14 protein-coding genes are annotated in these 15,794 nt (G+C 42.6%); 3 read left to right on the forward strand and 11 right to left on the reverse strand.

The genetic code is table 11. The annotated features are described in order from the left end of the window. Positions 1 to 111: 111 nt before the first annotated feature. From namA to KXD93_RS11560, 6 genes are all read right to left on the reverse strand, one after another. Positions 112 to 1,185, reverse strand: coding sequence for an NADPH dehydrogenase NamA (gene namA / locus KXD93_RS11535; RefSeq protein ID WP_258137251.1), 1,074 nt, complete (start codon positions 1,183 to 1,185; stop codon positions 112 to 114). A gap of 232 nt (positions 1,186 to 1,417) precedes the next feature. Continuing rightward, positions 1,418 to 2,119 (reverse strand): L,D-transpeptidase family protein, encoded by a 702-nt coding sequence (locus KXD93_RS11540; RefSeq protein ID WP_258137252.1) that lies wholly within the window; start codon positions 2,117 to 2,119, stop codon positions 1,418 to 1,420. Between the two features lie 166 nt (positions 2,120 to 2,285). Further along, positions 2,286 to 3,032 carry a LytR/AlgR family response regulator transcription factor gene (locus KXD93_RS11545; protein WP_258137253.1) on the reverse strand — a complete coding sequence of 249 codons (747 nt, stop codon included), beginning with the start codon at positions 3,030 to 3,032 and terminating at the stop codon, positions 2,286 to 2,288. A 3-nt stretch (positions 3,033 to 3,035) separates the two neighbouring features. Continuing rightward, positions 3,036 to 4,073: a sensor histidine kinase gene (locus KXD93_RS11550; RefSeq protein WP_258137254.1), complete on the reverse strand. Its 1,038-nt coding sequence runs from the start codon at positions 4,071 to 4,073 to the stop codon at positions 3,036 to 3,038. A 114-nt stretch (positions 4,074 to 4,187) separates the two neighbouring features. After that, positions 4,188 to 5,009 carry a LiaF transmembrane domain-containing protein gene (locus KXD93_RS11555; RefSeq protein ID WP_258137255.1) on the reverse strand — a complete coding sequence of 274 codons (822 nt, stop codon included), beginning with the start codon at positions 5,007 to 5,009 and terminating at the stop codon, positions 4,188 to 4,190. Positions 5,010 to 5,159: 150 nt separating this feature from the next. After that, positions 5,160 to 6,065 (reverse strand): SAM hydrolase/SAM-dependent halogenase family protein, encoded by a 906-nt coding sequence (locus KXD93_RS11560; RefSeq protein ID WP_258137256.1) that lies wholly within the window; start codon positions 6,063 to 6,065, stop codon positions 5,160 to 5,162. Positions 6,066 to 6,309: 244 nt separating this feature from the next. On the opposite strand from KXD93_RS11560, the gene KXD93_RS11565 reads away from it, so the two are divergent. Continuing rightward, complete coding sequence (locus tag KXD93_RS11565; protein WP_258137257.1) at positions 6,310 to 7,284, forward strand: hypothetical protein; 975 nt, start codon at positions 6,310 to 6,312, stop codon at positions 7,282 to 7,284. 64 nt (positions 7,285 to 7,348) lie between these two features. Here the strand turns inward: KXD93_RS11565 and KXD93_RS11570 are convergent, their stop codons facing one another. The 4 genes from KXD93_RS11570 to KXD93_RS11585 form a co-directional block, all read right to left on the reverse strand. Continuing rightward, complete coding sequence (locus KXD93_RS11570; protein WP_258137259.1) at positions 7,349 to 7,717, reverse strand: LiaF transmembrane domain-containing protein; 369 nt, start codon at positions 7,715 to 7,717, stop codon at positions 7,349 to 7,351. A 161-nt stretch (positions 7,718 to 7,878) separates the two neighbouring features. Next, the gene (locus KXD93_RS11575) at positions 7,879 to 8,916 is read right to left on the reverse strand and encodes an agmatine deiminase family protein (RefSeq protein WP_258137260.1); all 1,038 of its coding nucleotides are present in this window, start codon (positions 8,914 to 8,916) and stop codon (positions 7,879 to 7,881) included. A 116-nt stretch (positions 8,917 to 9,032) separates the two neighbouring features. Then, positions 9,033 to 9,902 carry a carbon-nitrogen hydrolase gene (locus KXD93_RS11580; protein ID WP_258137261.1) on the reverse strand — a complete coding sequence of 290 codons (870 nt, stop codon included), beginning with the start codon at positions 9,900 to 9,902 and terminating at the stop codon, positions 9,033 to 9,035. A gap of 131 nt (positions 9,903 to 10,033) precedes the next feature. Continuing rightward, positions 10,034 to 10,420, reverse strand: a complete 387-nt coding sequence (locus KXD93_RS11585; protein ID WP_258137262.1) for a response regulator transcription factor — start codon at positions 10,418 to 10,420, stop codon at positions 10,034 to 10,036. 164 nt (positions 10,421 to 10,584) lie between these two features. On the opposite strand from KXD93_RS11585, the gene KXD93_RS11590 reads away from it, so the two are divergent. Continuing rightward, positions 10,585 to 10,746 (forward strand): hypothetical protein, encoded by a 162-nt coding sequence (locus tag KXD93_RS11590; protein ID WP_258137263.1) that lies wholly within the window; start codon positions 10,585 to 10,587, stop codon positions 10,744 to 10,746. A 77-nt stretch (positions 10,747 to 10,823) separates the two neighbouring features. Here KXD93_RS11590 and KXD93_RS11595 read toward each other — a convergent pair whose 3' ends face one another. Beyond that, the gene (locus KXD93_RS11595) at positions 10,824 to 12,413 is read right to left on the reverse strand and encodes a capsule assembly Wzi family protein (RefSeq protein WP_258137264.1); all 1,590 of its coding nucleotides are present in this window, start codon (positions 12,411 to 12,413) and stop codon (positions 10,824 to 10,826) included. 281 nt (positions 12,414 to 12,694) lie between these two features. Between KXD93_RS11595 and KXD93_RS11600 the strand changes: the two genes are divergently transcribed. Continuing rightward, positions 12,695 to 15,745, forward strand: coding sequence for a glycosyltransferase family 117 protein (locus KXD93_RS11600; protein WP_258137265.1), 3,051 nt, complete (start codon positions 12,695 to 12,697; stop codon positions 15,743 to 15,745). Positions 15,746 to 15,794: the final 49 nt, after the last annotated feature.

Consider the following 15,794-nt stretch of genomic DNA (forward strand, 5'->3'; position numbering starts at 1 on the left):
CGTTAAAACGGGTGTCATGCTGAGGCACTCGAAGCATGCGGGCAAAGGCCTCTGCGCTCACCCTTCGAGTGCCTCAGGGTGACACCCCTGAAGACTATGCAAAATTAGCAATTATTTATGCCATTTGGCTCTTTCATACTGAACAGGCCATTTTGTTTCGTGGTCCAGCTCGTGCGCGGCACGTAAGGGGAAATATGGATCGCGTAAAAACTCGCGTGCCATGATAACAAAGTCAGCCTGCCCGGTTTGGATGATCTCGTCTGCCTGTTTGGATTCTGTGATCAGGCCAACTGCCCCGGTTAAGATCCCTGCTTCCTTTTTTACTTTTTCGGCAAACTCAACCTGGTAACCGGGTTTTAACGGAATTTTAGCCGTGGCAACATTACCACCTGTTGAGCAATCAATCAGGTCGACACCTTTATTGATCAACTCCTTCGCAAGATAAACGGAATCGTCGGCAGTCCAGCCGCCTTCGGTCCAGTCGGTTGCCGAAATACGGACAAACAGCGGGTTTTCTGCCGGCCATACTTCTTTCACGCTCTCAATAACTTCCAGTAAAAACCGGATCCGGTTTTCAAACGAGCCGCCATATTCATCGGTACGATGGTTGCTCAACGGCGATAAAAACTCGTGGATCAAATAACCGTGTGCGCCATGCAGCTCAATCACCTTAAAACCTGCTTTTAAAGCACGCGCTGCTGCCGCCTTAAAATCAGCTTTTACTTTTTCAATACCGGCTTTATCCAGCTCCAACGGCGGTTCTTCCGTCGGGGTAAATGGTATCGCGCTCGGAGCTACAGCTTTCCATCCATTCGGCTGATCCGAGGAAATCTGCGCGTTCCCGTTCCATGGCAATTCATGACTGGCCTTCCTGCCTGCATGAGCCAGTTGCGTTCCAGCTACCGAACCATGTGCATGAATAAAATCGGTTATTTCTTTTAGTTTTTCAATGTGTTCGTCTTTATAGATTCCTAAATCCCCATAAGAGATCCTACCCTCCGGCGATACGGCCGTTGCCTCAGTAATGATCAAAGCAGCGCCGCCAACAGCCCGGCTGCCCAAGTGCACCAGGTGCCAGTTATTGGCAAAACCGTCCTCGCTGCTGTATTCACACATTGGCGATACCACAAGGCGGTTCTTAAATTCAACGTTCTTTATTTTTATAGGAGAAAACAGGTGTGGCATAAATACTTTTTATATGTAAAGATGCAGAAGAGGTAGTTTGTTTTTATTGTTTGATGGGATTTTTACGGTGGGATGATAGGGAAAAACTCACCGAATTGTCATTGCGAGGAACGAAGCAACCGCGAACTTTGCAGAGCGAACAGACAAGTTTATCAACCCGAATGGTGGAGATGCATAGCGACGAGGTTGCTTCGTCGTTCCTCCTCGCAATGACAAATTTTTTTATCTTTTATCAATTAAAAGCATACTCCCTCCCCTTAACTCCCACAACTGGCGGCACATGCGTTTTCTCAAACAAATCATAACCCGGCTTCATGGTTTTCCAAAAGGCAAGTGAGGGATAGCGTGAATATTTATACATGTGTTCATTATCCATCCGGAACGGAAAGATATCAAGATCTATCTTTTGCTGACCGGCTTCAAAAGCTTTATAAACCAGCGTGAAAATTTCGTCAATCCGTGGATCGGTCATGGCATAGCAACCTATTGAGGCACAATTGCCGTGCACCATTATCTCTTTGCCGGTATAGCCCTTTAATTGTTCCAGTTTGTTTGGATAGCCCACATTTATAGCCAGGTGATAATTGCTTACCGGGTTTAATTGCTTTGGCTCAATGATGTAAAAGCCCTCCGGGCTCTTCCCATCCCCTGATTGTGTTTTAGTGCCCAGCCCGCCCGAGTAGGTGCAAACCTCGTAGGTTTTAAATAGCTTATATTGTTTACCTGCCTTTACCCAAACTTCCAACTCGCTTATTTCCTTAAAGATCCTGATGTAAATGGGTGAGTTTGGTTTAAATCCTTTGGCTTTTAGCTCATCCTGGAGTTTTGGCCATACGGTTAAACGTACAGCTTTTGCACGATCGCTATCGGGCAAATTGCTTTTTGGGCTGATGAGCAACGAAGCCACCAGCAGGAGGCAAAGTAATTTAGGCATCGGTTTATTTTTAGTAATTGGTAAAATACCATATTGAATCAACTATATTATTAGTTAATTCAATAACCGAACGCTTTAACATTTAAAATATTGTTTTACAACAAATTGCCTCAGCATCTATTCAAACTAAATCTGAAATCGAAAATCCGAAATCTGAAATCCTCTCCTATATCCCCAGCACCTGCTTAAGCTTCACATAGCCAGTTTTACTCACCGGCACCTTAGCGCCAGATTTCAAGATGGCCAAATGTGCATCCTTTTCGTAAGGGTCAATCCGGGTAATTTGTTGAATGGCGATGATATAGGAACGATGAACGCGGACAAACTGTCGAGGATCCAGCGTTTGTTCAAAAAAGTTCATGGTTTTATTTTTGAGGAAAGAGCCCTCAGAGGTATATACGCTTACATAGTCATCATCAGCAGCAAGGTATTCAACGTCCTGCACCGGGATGATCTTGACTTTAGTACCTGTCTTAACAACTATCCGCTCATGCTGCGCCGGCGAGTTTGATGCCGTTTCCAGCAGCTCCTCGGTATGCTTTTTTGCAGCAACCGGTTCGGTTGAGGTAGACAGGTATTTATCTATCGCCTTATTAAAGCGATCCTTGTTAAAGGGTTTTAGCAGATAATCAACCGCGTGTGCTTCAAAGGCCTTTATGGCATACTCGTCAAATGCAGTGGTGAATATTACAGCGGGCGGGTTTTCAACCAGCTCCAGCATTTCAAAGCCATTTATTTTGGGCATCTGCACATCCAGAAAAATCAGGTCGGGCTGGTGCTGCTGAATTGCCTTGAGCCCCTCAAAGCCATCACCACATTCCTGCATCACCTCAATTTGAGGATATGCCTGCAAATACTCTAATACAACCATCCGGGCCAAAGGCTCGTCATCAATAACTAATACGCGTTTCATATTTTATAACTGCGGTACTTTAATAATAGTTGTAAATATATTATCATTTGCATGAGTTTCCATCAAATCATTACGTGCAAAAAGCAAATATAATCTGCGTTGTACTCCGCGAAGCCCAAAACCGGTGCCTTTTCGTGGCCTTGATGTCTGTGGATCATAAGGGTTTTGCACCATCATTACCAGGTAGTTACCATCCATTTCAGCTCTTATGCTTACCACCACATCGCCTATGGTGTCATACAAACCAAATTTTATGGCATTTTCAACAATGGGCTGCAAAAGCATCGACGGTAATACCGCCTGTCCCGATTTTTCGTCGCAGCTGATCTCGGTCTGCAACCGATGCCCGAACCGCACCTTTTCAATATCAAGGTAGAGGTTCAAATGCGTCAGCTCCTCGGTTAATGGCACTTGTTGCTGATCGTCCTTCTTTAAAGTTCCGCGCAAAAAGTCTGAAAGCTGGTGGATCATCCGCCTTGCTTCGTCCGGCTTAAAGCCAATAAGGGCATTTATGGAGTTTAAGCTATTGAATAAAAAGTGTGGTTGTAGTTGCTGCCTTAAGTTATATAGTTCCGCATCGCGGGCCAGCTGTTCGGCTTCGGTTTTGCGTTTTTCATTTTCCTTTTGATCCAGCTGCGTATAATACAGCATACTGATCATCGCCATCCAGCCTATGGCCAAAAAGTTAGTAAAAAGCCTAATTATGAGCGAGTTGGATAAAAAACTGGTATAGGCCGGCCCAGTGGCCAAAAACGGAAGCACCCACCGGCTGCCAAATGCACAAATAGTCGCAAGAGCTGCTATCCAGATCAGGATATTAAGGTAGTTGCCTTTTTCAGGCTGATAATAGCGTAGGTTATTATTGATGAGCCAGCATGCTGAAGCAAGCAGAATGGTACAAACCAACCCGTCCGTTGAGGCAATATACCATATAAACCCAAAGCTGTGGATCACATACGTATGCAAGCCAGCCCAAATCAGCCCGCAAGTAATAAAACCTGCGTACAGCCGTGAAGTAGATATGTTGGTTGGTATGGCCATTTTTTTTAGAAGTCCGGAAAGTCGGGAAAGTCAGTAAAGACCGAAAGTCCGGAAGGCTTGTGTTGGTTGTTTGGTTTTAAGTGTTTTATGTTAGGAGATCAACACCGACTACAATTAGTAGCTTCTTATGTCGACCCCAGCAAAAATTGAAACGCCTTTAAGTATTAAAATCTTATCGCTCCCTACTGATGCGGTGCTTTTTAGCCTTTTGTCCTCAATTCCTGCAAACACGGCAGCAATATCAGGAACTACCTGCCAGTGCGGAGGAACGATCATTTTCACGCCGCCGAAAATCTGCGTAATATCGATGATCACTTTACCGTTGATGTCCGCCTGGGTAAAATCCAGTTCGGCACCGCCGAAAATGTTTACTATCTCGCCGCCTTTAAAATTCTTGGAAAGGATGGTCTTTTTTACCGATCCGAATACGGATACAGTGTCGAGGTAATCATCTCCTGTTGGCTTGTATGATCCCGACGGGCTAAAATGTGTAGCCTTCGGCCCTGCTTCGGGATCAATGGTATAATCAACAATCGGGTCCGCAGGAGGCGTGCCAGTACCTGTTTTCCAGTCCCATTTATTATCCTGTTGGGCATTAATGTTTGGGTCGAAACGGTTGTTGCGCCTTACTATCATCCAGATGCCGAATGCAATTATGCCGGCCGGCCAGATAACGCCACTTGCCCCGTGTAAATTATTTACTAATAGTAATATTGAGCCAACAATTATCAGTGTCATGGCAGATGGTTTCCTGAAGTTATTTTTAAAACCCAGGTACAGGCCAAATCCCATTATCCATAATGGCCAAAGTGCAATTCTGTCGGGAAAAAAATCGAATTGCTCAAGCAGCATTACGCCTCCCACTATCAGTAAAAACATCCCAGCCAGGGCTTTGCCATTGCGGGGATTATTAGGGTGTACTATATCGTTGTCCATTATATTATTCTGCAAAGTAAATCTTGTCCAAAACTAAGGTAACATTCTAAGTGTGGCAAACAAAAACTGGCGGTATATTTAAAGAAGTCGGTAAGACAATGTAAAGTGTCGGTGAAAAAGTTGGATGCATTAACAATTTATTCCGCGAATTTAATTTAGGCTAACTTCCACGCTCCAGTCTGCCCCGCTTTCAACGTGGTAGATCTTCCCAAAGTCGCCCATATTTATAGCAAACGAAAGCTGTAAAAGGCTGTTGATATAAGCCAATGGTTTGCCCTCTGCAACACCGCCAAAAGTTTGGCTGTAAGGCATATCGCCCTTGTAAATTTGCTTGTCTTTATAGCGAATGATAACGTGTACAATATCGCCGTATTTGGGTTGAAGCTGATCGAACAAAGTCTGCGGGATGTTTGTCCACACGTTGCCATATTGCACATCCAGCACCGGGATATCGCCCTTGATCGCTTTGCCTGCCAATACAGCTTGTTGATATGGAATAGATACTACTTGTTTTGGCAAAAGCGGACCAACCTGCTCAAATGTAATTACTCCCGCAGCCAGCCTGGCGGCGGTAAAAGCGTATACATCGCGGCCATGAAAAGTGTATGATTTTTTTGAATCCTTACGGCGATTAACTTCTTCGTCTATCGACCTGATCTCATCGATTCCCAATGATTCTGCAACCAGGGTCAAGGTACCATTGTCGGGCGTAACGATAAAATGGCCCGATTTTGTTTTCAGTACAACCGATTTACGTGCAGTGCCAACACCGGGGTCAACTACCGAAACAAACACCGTACCGGCCGGCCAGTATCTAACAGTTTGTTCCAGGCGATACGATGCCTCCCAGATGTTATAAGCTGGAATCTCATGCGTAAGGTCAAACAGTTTCAGATCGGTTGAAACACCCATAGAAACACCCTTCATGGCTGAAACAGCACCATCTTTTAAACCAAAATCCGACTGAAAAACAACTATTTTATTTTGTGCCGATGCTATTACAGACGATAAAGAAAGGACTGTAAAGAAGATAAGTGAACGTAAATTTTTATTCATGCTGCTAATTTTATATGACCCTTACAAATTAATGCTTTTTAATATATTTATTGCATCACAATTTATATAAATGGAGCAAGAGTTTACTACTTCAATATATTGGAAAATAGCTTACATCGCCGGATCAATCGCAATTGCCGGGTTCGTCATATTTATTTCCTTTTTTAAAGTCCCCAACCCAAATTCCAATGTACTATTTGCTCCTTTGATATTCGTAATTTTTGCCATTTGCGTTATAATAAACATGATAAAACGCAAGGTCAGTATTTCAGATTACAGTATAATTAAATCAAGCATCTGGGGCGTAAAGGAAATACCTAACGAAGATGTTAAAGGTTTTAAAATTGGAGATAAAGCAATTTATATTAAGTCCATCAGTGGAAATGCAAGAATATCAATAAGAGATTATACCACTATCGAAAACGTTAGTGAACTGGTTAAGTGTCTAAATGAACGTTACACCAATTTAGACGAGGTTGAATATAAAGCTGAATTAGGGGAAATTTTACAGGACCAAAATCTTGGAATTTCTGAAGAAGAAAGAAAACAATCCTTAAATAAAGCAAGACAAATGTCAATGGCATATAATGTCGGCGGATTTTTATTGTTCTTTTTGTCACTTCTAATCTTTAAGTACAACCCCATTGTTGATTTTATCGTTTTGATTTATCCGTTAGCCGGGGTGCTGATCATGATTCTAAGTAAAGGATTAATCAAACTTATAAGCAAAAAAAACAGCGCCTACTATCATATTTTTATTGGAATGTATATGGCTGTGATAGTTACATTAATCAAAACAATTGTTGATTACAACGTATATCAATATAGCAATTTATGGGTAACGGTATTAGCTTGCAGTGTTATTCTTATACTTGTTTTCTACGTCATCAGCATTAAAAAATCCACCAACATGGTTGCGGGTCAATTTATTATGGCTATAATAATCTCGTTTTGTTACTCGTACGGCTCAATTCTTAAAATCAACTGTACTTTCGATAAATCGCCATCTCAACTATATACACCTGTAATAATAGATAAACACATCACCCATGGTAAAAAAGATAGCTACTATTTGAAACTTAACCAGTGGGCTGCCAGACCTGTGCATGATACTGAAGTTGGCTACGATTTATATTATAGAACTAATATAGGGCAACATGTTGATGTTTATTTAAGGAAAGGTTTTTTAAACATTCCCTGGTTTACCATTTCCGACTAAAATAAAGAAAGCCACCCCGATAAACCGGGGCAGCTCTCAACCGCTATGAAAATGCGTTATTAAATTATACGTGTGTATAATTGGAGTCCTTATATTGAGCATCGCTGCGCTTATTGTGTTTCATAACCATCCAGGCACCTGTACCTATTATGGCAACCGGCCAAACAATACGGTCGGCGTTGTCAATGTTATCGGTAAGCAAGCAGGCAACACCAATAATGATCATCCAGATCCAAACCGGCTTCCTGAAGTTGTATTTACCACCCATGTACAGCCCGTAGCCTATGATCCACATCGGCCAGCTGTAAAGCCATTCGGGTATATAAAATAAGTCGAACTGGTCAATAAGCAATAAACCACCGATGATAATAATAATTATCCCGGCTATTACCTTGCCGTTGGTTTTGTTGGGGTTATCTATGATAGTTTCCATTGTTTCTAAATTTAAATCTTACCTAAAAGTACGGCAGTATTTAAAGTACAACAACGGAATATTGGTAAGGTGTTAACCAATGTCGGCAAAGACAAAGAAAGTGTCGGTGAAAAAATCGGGGTAAGGTTTGCGAAGTTGAACCCTCGCAAACCTTTCATGTATTATGCCTCCGGCTCCTGCTGGCTCAGGCAATGGAAGCTGCCTAACCCCCATATAATATCGGTAGAATCAATCCCGACAACCTTTCTGTCCGGGAAGCATTGCTGCAGGATCTCCAGGGCCCTCTCGTCATTAGCGCAGCGATATGTTGGTACCACAACAGCCGAGTTGGCAATATAGAAATTAGCGTATGATGCCGGTAAACGCTGATCTTCGTAGATCACAGCATCAGGCATTGGCAGTTCAACAATGTTCAGTTGCTTACCATTAAGCAGCCGCATGGTTTTTAGCTGTTCAAGGTTCTCTTGCAACAGGTGATAATTTTCGTCGTCTTTCTTTTCTTCAACCACAGTAACCACGGTATCCTCGTTTACAAAGCGGGTAATATCGTCAATATGGCCATCGGTATCATCGCCCACAATACCATCGCCCAGCCATAATATTTGCTGAACACCATAGTAGTTTTGCAGATATTCTTCTATTCGCTGCTGGTTTAAATGCGGGTTACGGTTCTTATTGAGCAGGCATGCTGTTGTGGTTATCAAGGTCCCCTCACCGTTAAAATCGACAGAGCCGCCCTCCATTACAATACCAGGATGGTATACCGGCAAACCGAAGCGCTCACCAATTTTTGTAGGGATCACATCATCAAGGTCAAACGGCGGATATTTGCTACCCCAGGCATTGTAGCCCCAATCAACTATTGCCTTTTGTTTGGTATCCGGGTTCACCAAAAACGCCGGACCATGATCCCTGCACCAGGCATCATTGGTTTCAAACTCAAAAAACTCAATTTGTTTTAAATCAACCCCGGCAGCTAATAGATGTTGCTTGGCAAAGGATGCCATTTGCTCATCCTTTACATTAATGCGCACTAACTCACCTTCACTAACTATCTTAATAAACTCGCAGTACTTGGGATAGATCAAATCTATCTTACCCGGCCATGATGCTTCCTTATGGGGCCAGCTTAACCAGGTGGCTGTATGTTTTGCCCATTCTGCGGGGAAGAAGAAGTTGTTCTGTTTGGGGGTGTTCATAGTTGAATAGTTTATGGCAAATTATAGGGTGTCATACTGAGGCACTCGAAGTATGCGGGCAAAGGCCTCTACGCGCACCCTTCGAGTGCCTCAGGGTGACACCCAAGGTAATTTTATTAATCCTCGTCGAGAAACCGTTTTGTTATGGGCTGGTAAGAATCTATACGGCGATCGCGCATAAACGGCCAATGACTCCTGTAATAATCTGATTTGTCCAAATCCAATTCCTGTACCACCACTTCCTCCTCATCTGTAGACGTTTGATGGATTAAGGCACCGAACGGATTGGCAAAAAATGATCCGCCCCAAAACTTAACACCGGCTTCCTCACCTACCCTGTTCACGCTTACTACGTGCACGCCATTAGCAACCGCATGTGAGCGCTGGATAGTTTGCCATGCATTATATTGTTCAACGTTTGTTGCTTCGTCCTGTGTAGTGGCCCAGCCAATTGCTGTTGGGTAGAATAAGATTTCGGCACCCATCATAGCTGTTATGCGCGAAGCTTCAGGGTACCACTGATCCCAGCAGATGAGCACTCCTATTGTAGCATATTTTGTTTTGAATACCTTGTAACCAAGATCGCCGGGGGTAAAGTAAAATTTCTCGTAAAAGCCGGGGTCATCAGGAATGTGCATTTTGCGATATTTACCTAAATAAGCGCCATCTGCATCTAAAACTGCGGTGGTGTTGTGGTAAATTCCCTGCGCCCGTTTTTCAAATAACGAGGCGATGATCACAACATTCAGCTCCTTTGCTACAGCAGATAAAGCATCAGTAGACGGGCCGGGGATAGATTCAGCGAGTTTAAAATTGTCGTAGTCCTCAACATCGCAAAAATAAAGCGAAGTGAACAGTTCCTGCAGGCAAACTATCTGCGCGCCTTTTTGGGCGGCTTCACGTACCTTAACAATTGCTTTATCTAAATTTTCCTGCTTGTTGGCTGTACAGGTCATTTGTACAATGCCTACTTTTACTTTACTCATCTCGCTAAAATTTGCGCAAAAGTACGGTTTTAGTCCGAAAGTCGGGATAATCCGAGCGATCGAAGAATGAATATTACATTTAACAAATGTTAGGATTATATAAGGTGGGTTTTGTTTTTGTCTTCCGGACTTTACCGACTTTCCGGACTTCCGGACTTTTCCAAATAAACCAGCCCATTAACCGTATTAACCAATTCCTCCAAACCGAATGGCTTTGTTATGATGGCATCGCATCCGCAGGCAAGCAGGTCGTTTTTATTTAGATAGGCAGAGCAAATTACTACAGGAATATTATTGAGCTGGTGGTGCGCTTTTAATTGGCGACAAATATCATCGCCGCTGTTGCCGTTCAGTTTGTAGTCAAGCATTACCAGGTCGGGTTTATAGGACAGGATCGCCTGAATTATATTGTCGCCATCAGAAGTTATCCGCACTTCAAAGTGTTCGTATAACAATGCTTCCTTAACAATATCCAGGATATCCAGGTTGTCGTCAAGCATCAGGATCCGCTTTAGCATAGTAAGTTCAGTTAGTTGATGTAGAGTATTGGCTATACTATGTTGGATTTAAAAATTAGCGATTGGTTTAACTCTATAACGAAATAAAACCAGCGATATTTGATTTTACCCGGCTAAAATTTGGCACCCAGTTATATTTCGATAAAAAAGCTACCTTTATTATAATGATGTACAAAAGCACCTTACTGTTTTTTGCCGCCGGGGTAGCTTTGGGAGTCGGGGTTGGCCTGATCATTAATAACCTGGCAATAGGTATGGGCTTAGGCGCCGCTCTGGGATTAATATTTGCGCGACGATATAGGGAGAGTCGTAAAGTCAAACGTTAGTTCATAGAACAAAAGGATTATTTAATTCTGAGAAACCAAGGCATCTTTCGGACTTTCCTGACTTTCGGACTAATAAATCAAAAATCATGATACATGCTTCTGAACGTGCTGCGGATACCAAAAGTTATCTGGGTGGTCTTCCGGGTGCCTAAATCATTCTTTTCATTACGCACTAATCCGCCAAGTTCAAAACGCATATTGTATTTAGGGTTTATCAGGTATGATACTGTTCCCTCGGTGTAATACAAGGAGGTTGTTATCCCCTGGCCTATGTTGGTTGTAGTATTTGACGGCGTAGGCAAGGCAACATCCTTACCATAATTCATAATTGCAGAGTTGAGGCCGTATTTTGCATAATTTACCTGTCCCATAAAGTCAAACCTGCCGTAGGTATAATTAAGGATCCCGATAAATTCCCTGAAATTCGCGCCAATAGGATCCGCGAGTGGTTGGCTGTAATCGGTATAACTTGTAATTGCCTGCGGGCTTGAATAGGTATACGGCTTAACCGTATTATATTCAAACAAATAGTTAAAGCCTTCAACCTTAAACAAATCAGCGCCGCGGATACCTACCTGGAAGCCGTTTGCGTTATCTGACAGGCTGCCGGAGAATGCATCTCCTGTTTTAATATTATCTAACAACAGCTGGGCGTATACCGCTGTTTTGTCGAAGATCTTGTATTTGCCGGTGAATCCCACAAGCACATTGTCAGGTTGGGATGATGGGCCGAGCGAACTGGCAAAAAATACGGGATTAATATAATTCGCATCAAAGCCATGGAATTTTCCGTTATCGTCAGCCTCCTGAGCAATCAATGCATTAAAGAAACCCAGCGACAGTTTGTTGGTAACATTCCAATCTAAGTAATGAAAGGCAGCCCATTTACGGCGATTGCTACCAAATGTGTCGAATTTTGGCAGTTGCATATCTTCAAGGTAGGCCCACATCATCATATATTGAACCTTACCAACATTCGCAGTTAACCGAAGCAGCGGGTAATTGGCCGAATAATCAGACAAAAGCAAGGACCGGTAACCATCACCTATAAAGGTTTTATCAGTTCCCAGGGTAATATTTAATTGCTTAATTGGCGAATAAGACATAATTGCCGTTACGTACGACCAATCAGTTAGTCCCGGAGTTTTACCATTATAATTCCTGTCGTAAGCCTGACCGGGCACAAATCCGTACCTGGTTACAACATCTTTATAATATCCCGCAAACTTACCCGAGTTTTCAAAGCCGCTGGTATAAAAGAAGAACTTATCGCCCACGGTACCTCCAAACTGGAAACCACGGGTATTAATATTGGTAGTTATTTTATCCGAGAAATCACGACCATATCCAAAATCGGTTAAATAATCGCCATAAAAAGTGTACTCCTTTGTTTTTACATCGAACAAATGTTCGTTAAATAATTTACGCCACGCCCATGCCTTACGGTTGGTATCAACGCCGCGGTTCATTATAGCATTATACGTAGGGCGTAAAGTACTATCGAGTAAAAATGGCTTTAGCGATGTATGTATCGAACTGTTTGTTGAATAGACGCTTGAATTAAATTTTTGGTCGAGCTGATAGGAATAAGGGATGTAAACAGCCTGTGCCTTACTTAAATTTACTGAAAACGCTATAATTACAAGGAGAAGTATTAGTTTTTTCATAGATAAGCATTTGATGTTTTACACCGCAACAAAATAAGTATTATTTATGATGAAATAAAAATTTGATTTATTAACAGGTAAAATATCGGCGTTAAAACGAACACACAACATACTTGCCGCATTTCAATACTGAATAATACACTATATTTTACCATATTTGCAACCTTTTAAACGGCAACGCATTTTAAATATGTTAAAAGATGTTAAGCCGAACTTGTTTTAGTAAAAAAAGTGTTAAAAATCCTGATATTTACCCTGCAATAAACCATTATTTGTGATCCATGCAATACAAAAAAATAAATAATCTTTTAGGCTGGCTTTGTTTCGCCATAGCGTCAATTACTTATATTTTAACGTTAGAGCCGTCTGTAAGTTTTTGGGACTGCGGTGAGTTTATCTCATGCGCATATCGGTTACAGGTAGCTCACCAACCTGGTTACCCGGTGTTCGCCATGTTGGGTAAAATGTTTTCATTACTATCATTTGGCAATGCTGCAAAAGTTCCTTATTTCACCAATATGGGCTCTGCAATTGCAAGCGGTGCAACCATCATGTTCCTGTTTTGGACCATTACCGCATTGGCAAAAAAATTATTAGCCGGCAAACCTGGCGAAGAAGAAAATCAAGACAGAACCATCCTGATTATGGGTGCAGGCCTGGTAGGCGCGCTTGCCTTTACTTATACCGATACTTTTTGGTTCTCGGCTGTTGAAACCATCGTGTTTGCCCTATCATCATTGTGTACAGCTATAGTTTTTTGGGCGATACTTAAGTGGGATGCAATTGCTGACGAGCCCGGTGCTGATAAATGGATAGTGTTTATCGCATATATTATAGGCCTTTCAATAGGGATCCACCTGTTAAACCTGTTAACCATACCGGCAATTGCCATGGTTTATTATTTCCGCCGTGGTAAAAACATTAATGTTCGCGGGGCAATTGGCACGTTTTTAATTGGCGTGCTTATTTTGGTTCTGGTGCAATATGGTATCAGGGGTTATACTATTAAAATAGCTGCTTACTTCGATCTTTACTTTGTAAATTCATTGGGTACTGGTTTCTGGAGCGGCGCATTTGTTTGGTTCCTTATGATTGTTGCTGCTTTGGTTGCCGGCATTTATTACAGTATCAAATACAAAAAGCCGCTAATGAACCTGGCTTTTTTATGTGTGACATTCGTATATTTTGGCTATAGTTCATTTGCTTACATCCCTATCAGGGCTACCGCAAATCCCGATTTGAACAACTCACATCCGGACAACGCCTTTATATTATACGGTTACCTGAACCGGATCCAGTATGGTGAAAACCCATTGTTATTCGGCCAGTATTTTGACGCTAAGGTTGTTGGCCAAACGGAAGGCGCCACCCTTTATCGTAAAGGTAAAACCAAGTATGAAGACGCGGGCAAAAAACAAAACTACGAATACGATCACACCACATTCCTGCCGCGTATGTATAGCGCCGAGGGTCAGGATCCGCAGTTTTACCGCGAATGGCTTCAAATGGACCCTAGTGCCGCGCCTACGATGGGCGACAACCTGAAATGGCTTGCCAGCTGGCAGATCTATCAGATGTATGTTCGTTACTTCCTGTGGAACTTCGTAGGGAGATATAACGATTCGGACGGGCAGCAAAGCATGGCCGGAATCGATGGCAACTGGACCAGCGGAATATTAGACGGTACCAGGCATCTGCCAAAATCAGTAGTCGGCGGTACGCCAATCCCTAACCAGGGTTACCAGGACGGGCAAACTTATACACCATTATTTTTCTTACCATTGATTATTGGCTTAGCAGGCGCTATTTACCACTTTCAACGTAAAAAACGTGATGCACTGGTAGTATTGCTGCTATTCTTCTTTACTGGTATAGCTATCGTATTATACGTAAATCAACCAAGCATTCAGCCGCGTGAGCGTGACTATTCATACGTTGGCTCATTCTACGCCTTTGCCATTTGGATAGGTTTGGGCGTAATCGCTTTAGCCGAGCTGATCCGTGTTAAGCTAACACCCAAAACTTCTGCATTGGTAGCAACCGGCATCTGCCTGATCGCAGCCCCGGTAGTTATGGCAAAGCAGGAATGGAAGGCGCATGACCGCTCTACTAAGATGACGCCACATGATATGGCCTATAATTACCTGATCTCGTGCCCGCCAAATGCTATATTGTTTACTTATGGCGACAATGACACCTACTCGCTATGGTACGACCAGGAAGTAGAAGGCATCCGCCCTGACGTCCGCATCGTGAACCTCAGCTTGTTTACCGGCGACTGGTATATCCGCCAGATGCAGGGCAAAATGAACCAATCTGAACCATTGCCTATCACCATGCCGTATGATAAGTATAAGGAAGGTGTACGCGATGTGATCTATTTTGAAGATAAAAAGATCCCGGGATCGGTTGATATCAAGGAAGTTTTTGATTTCATTTCTTCCGACGATCCTTCGGTTCAGGGTAACTACGGCAATTACCTGCCAACTAAAAACCTTAAGATCACCGTCAACGCTGATGACGTCTTAAAGAACCATGTTATCACACCGGAACAGAAAGACAAGCTGGCCACCACTATGGAGTGGAAATATACTTCCAATTACGTAACCAAGGAAAACCTGGCCATGTTTGATATATTGGCGCACAACAACTGGAAAAGGCCTATTTGCTTTACCACTACCATTGGTAACGAAAACCTGATTGGTTTGCAACCATACCTTTATAAGGAAGGGTTTACCTATCATTTAATTCCGTTTAAACCGGACACTACTACACACGATCAATTGGGCAAAACCAACAGCCTGGTGATGTATGATAACATGATGAACAAATTTAAATATGGCAACTTTAAAACAGCTAAATATTTGGATCATGAGTCTACCACTATGTTTTACCCGGTTATGGTTACCACTTTCCTTGACCTGGCAGATGGCTTGATAAAGGATGGTCACCCTGACCTGGCTTTAAAAGCGCTGCATAAATATGACGAGGTAATGCCTGATATTAATCCGGGACTGGAAGTTGCAGACCGTAAAATATTTATGGCGCAAACTGCCTACAACCTTCATGACCTGGGCTTGGGAGATAAGTTTATTAAGAGTGTTGACGCTTACCTTGTTGATCAGCTTGATTACAACTACAGGCTGCTTAAAGACAACTCCAGTCAGCTTGATATGCGCACCATTCAATACGGCGTATCGTTCATTAATGCAATGGTTGGCATTACAGGCGACAATCACCAAACTGCTTTAAACAAACAGCTTACTGCACAGTTAAAGGATTACACCAATAAATTTGGCCCTGTGTTGCAAAGGCAACAATCGCAGCAATAATTGTTAAGACGATAATATTTGAAAAGCGGCCTTGTGAAAATAGGGCCGC

Source organism: Mucilaginibacter phenanthrenivorans (assembly GCF_024721155.1).
Taxonomy (GTDB): domain Bacteria; phylum Bacteroidota; class Bacteroidia; order Sphingobacteriales; family Sphingobacteriaceae; genus Mucilaginibacter; species Mucilaginibacter phenanthrenivorans.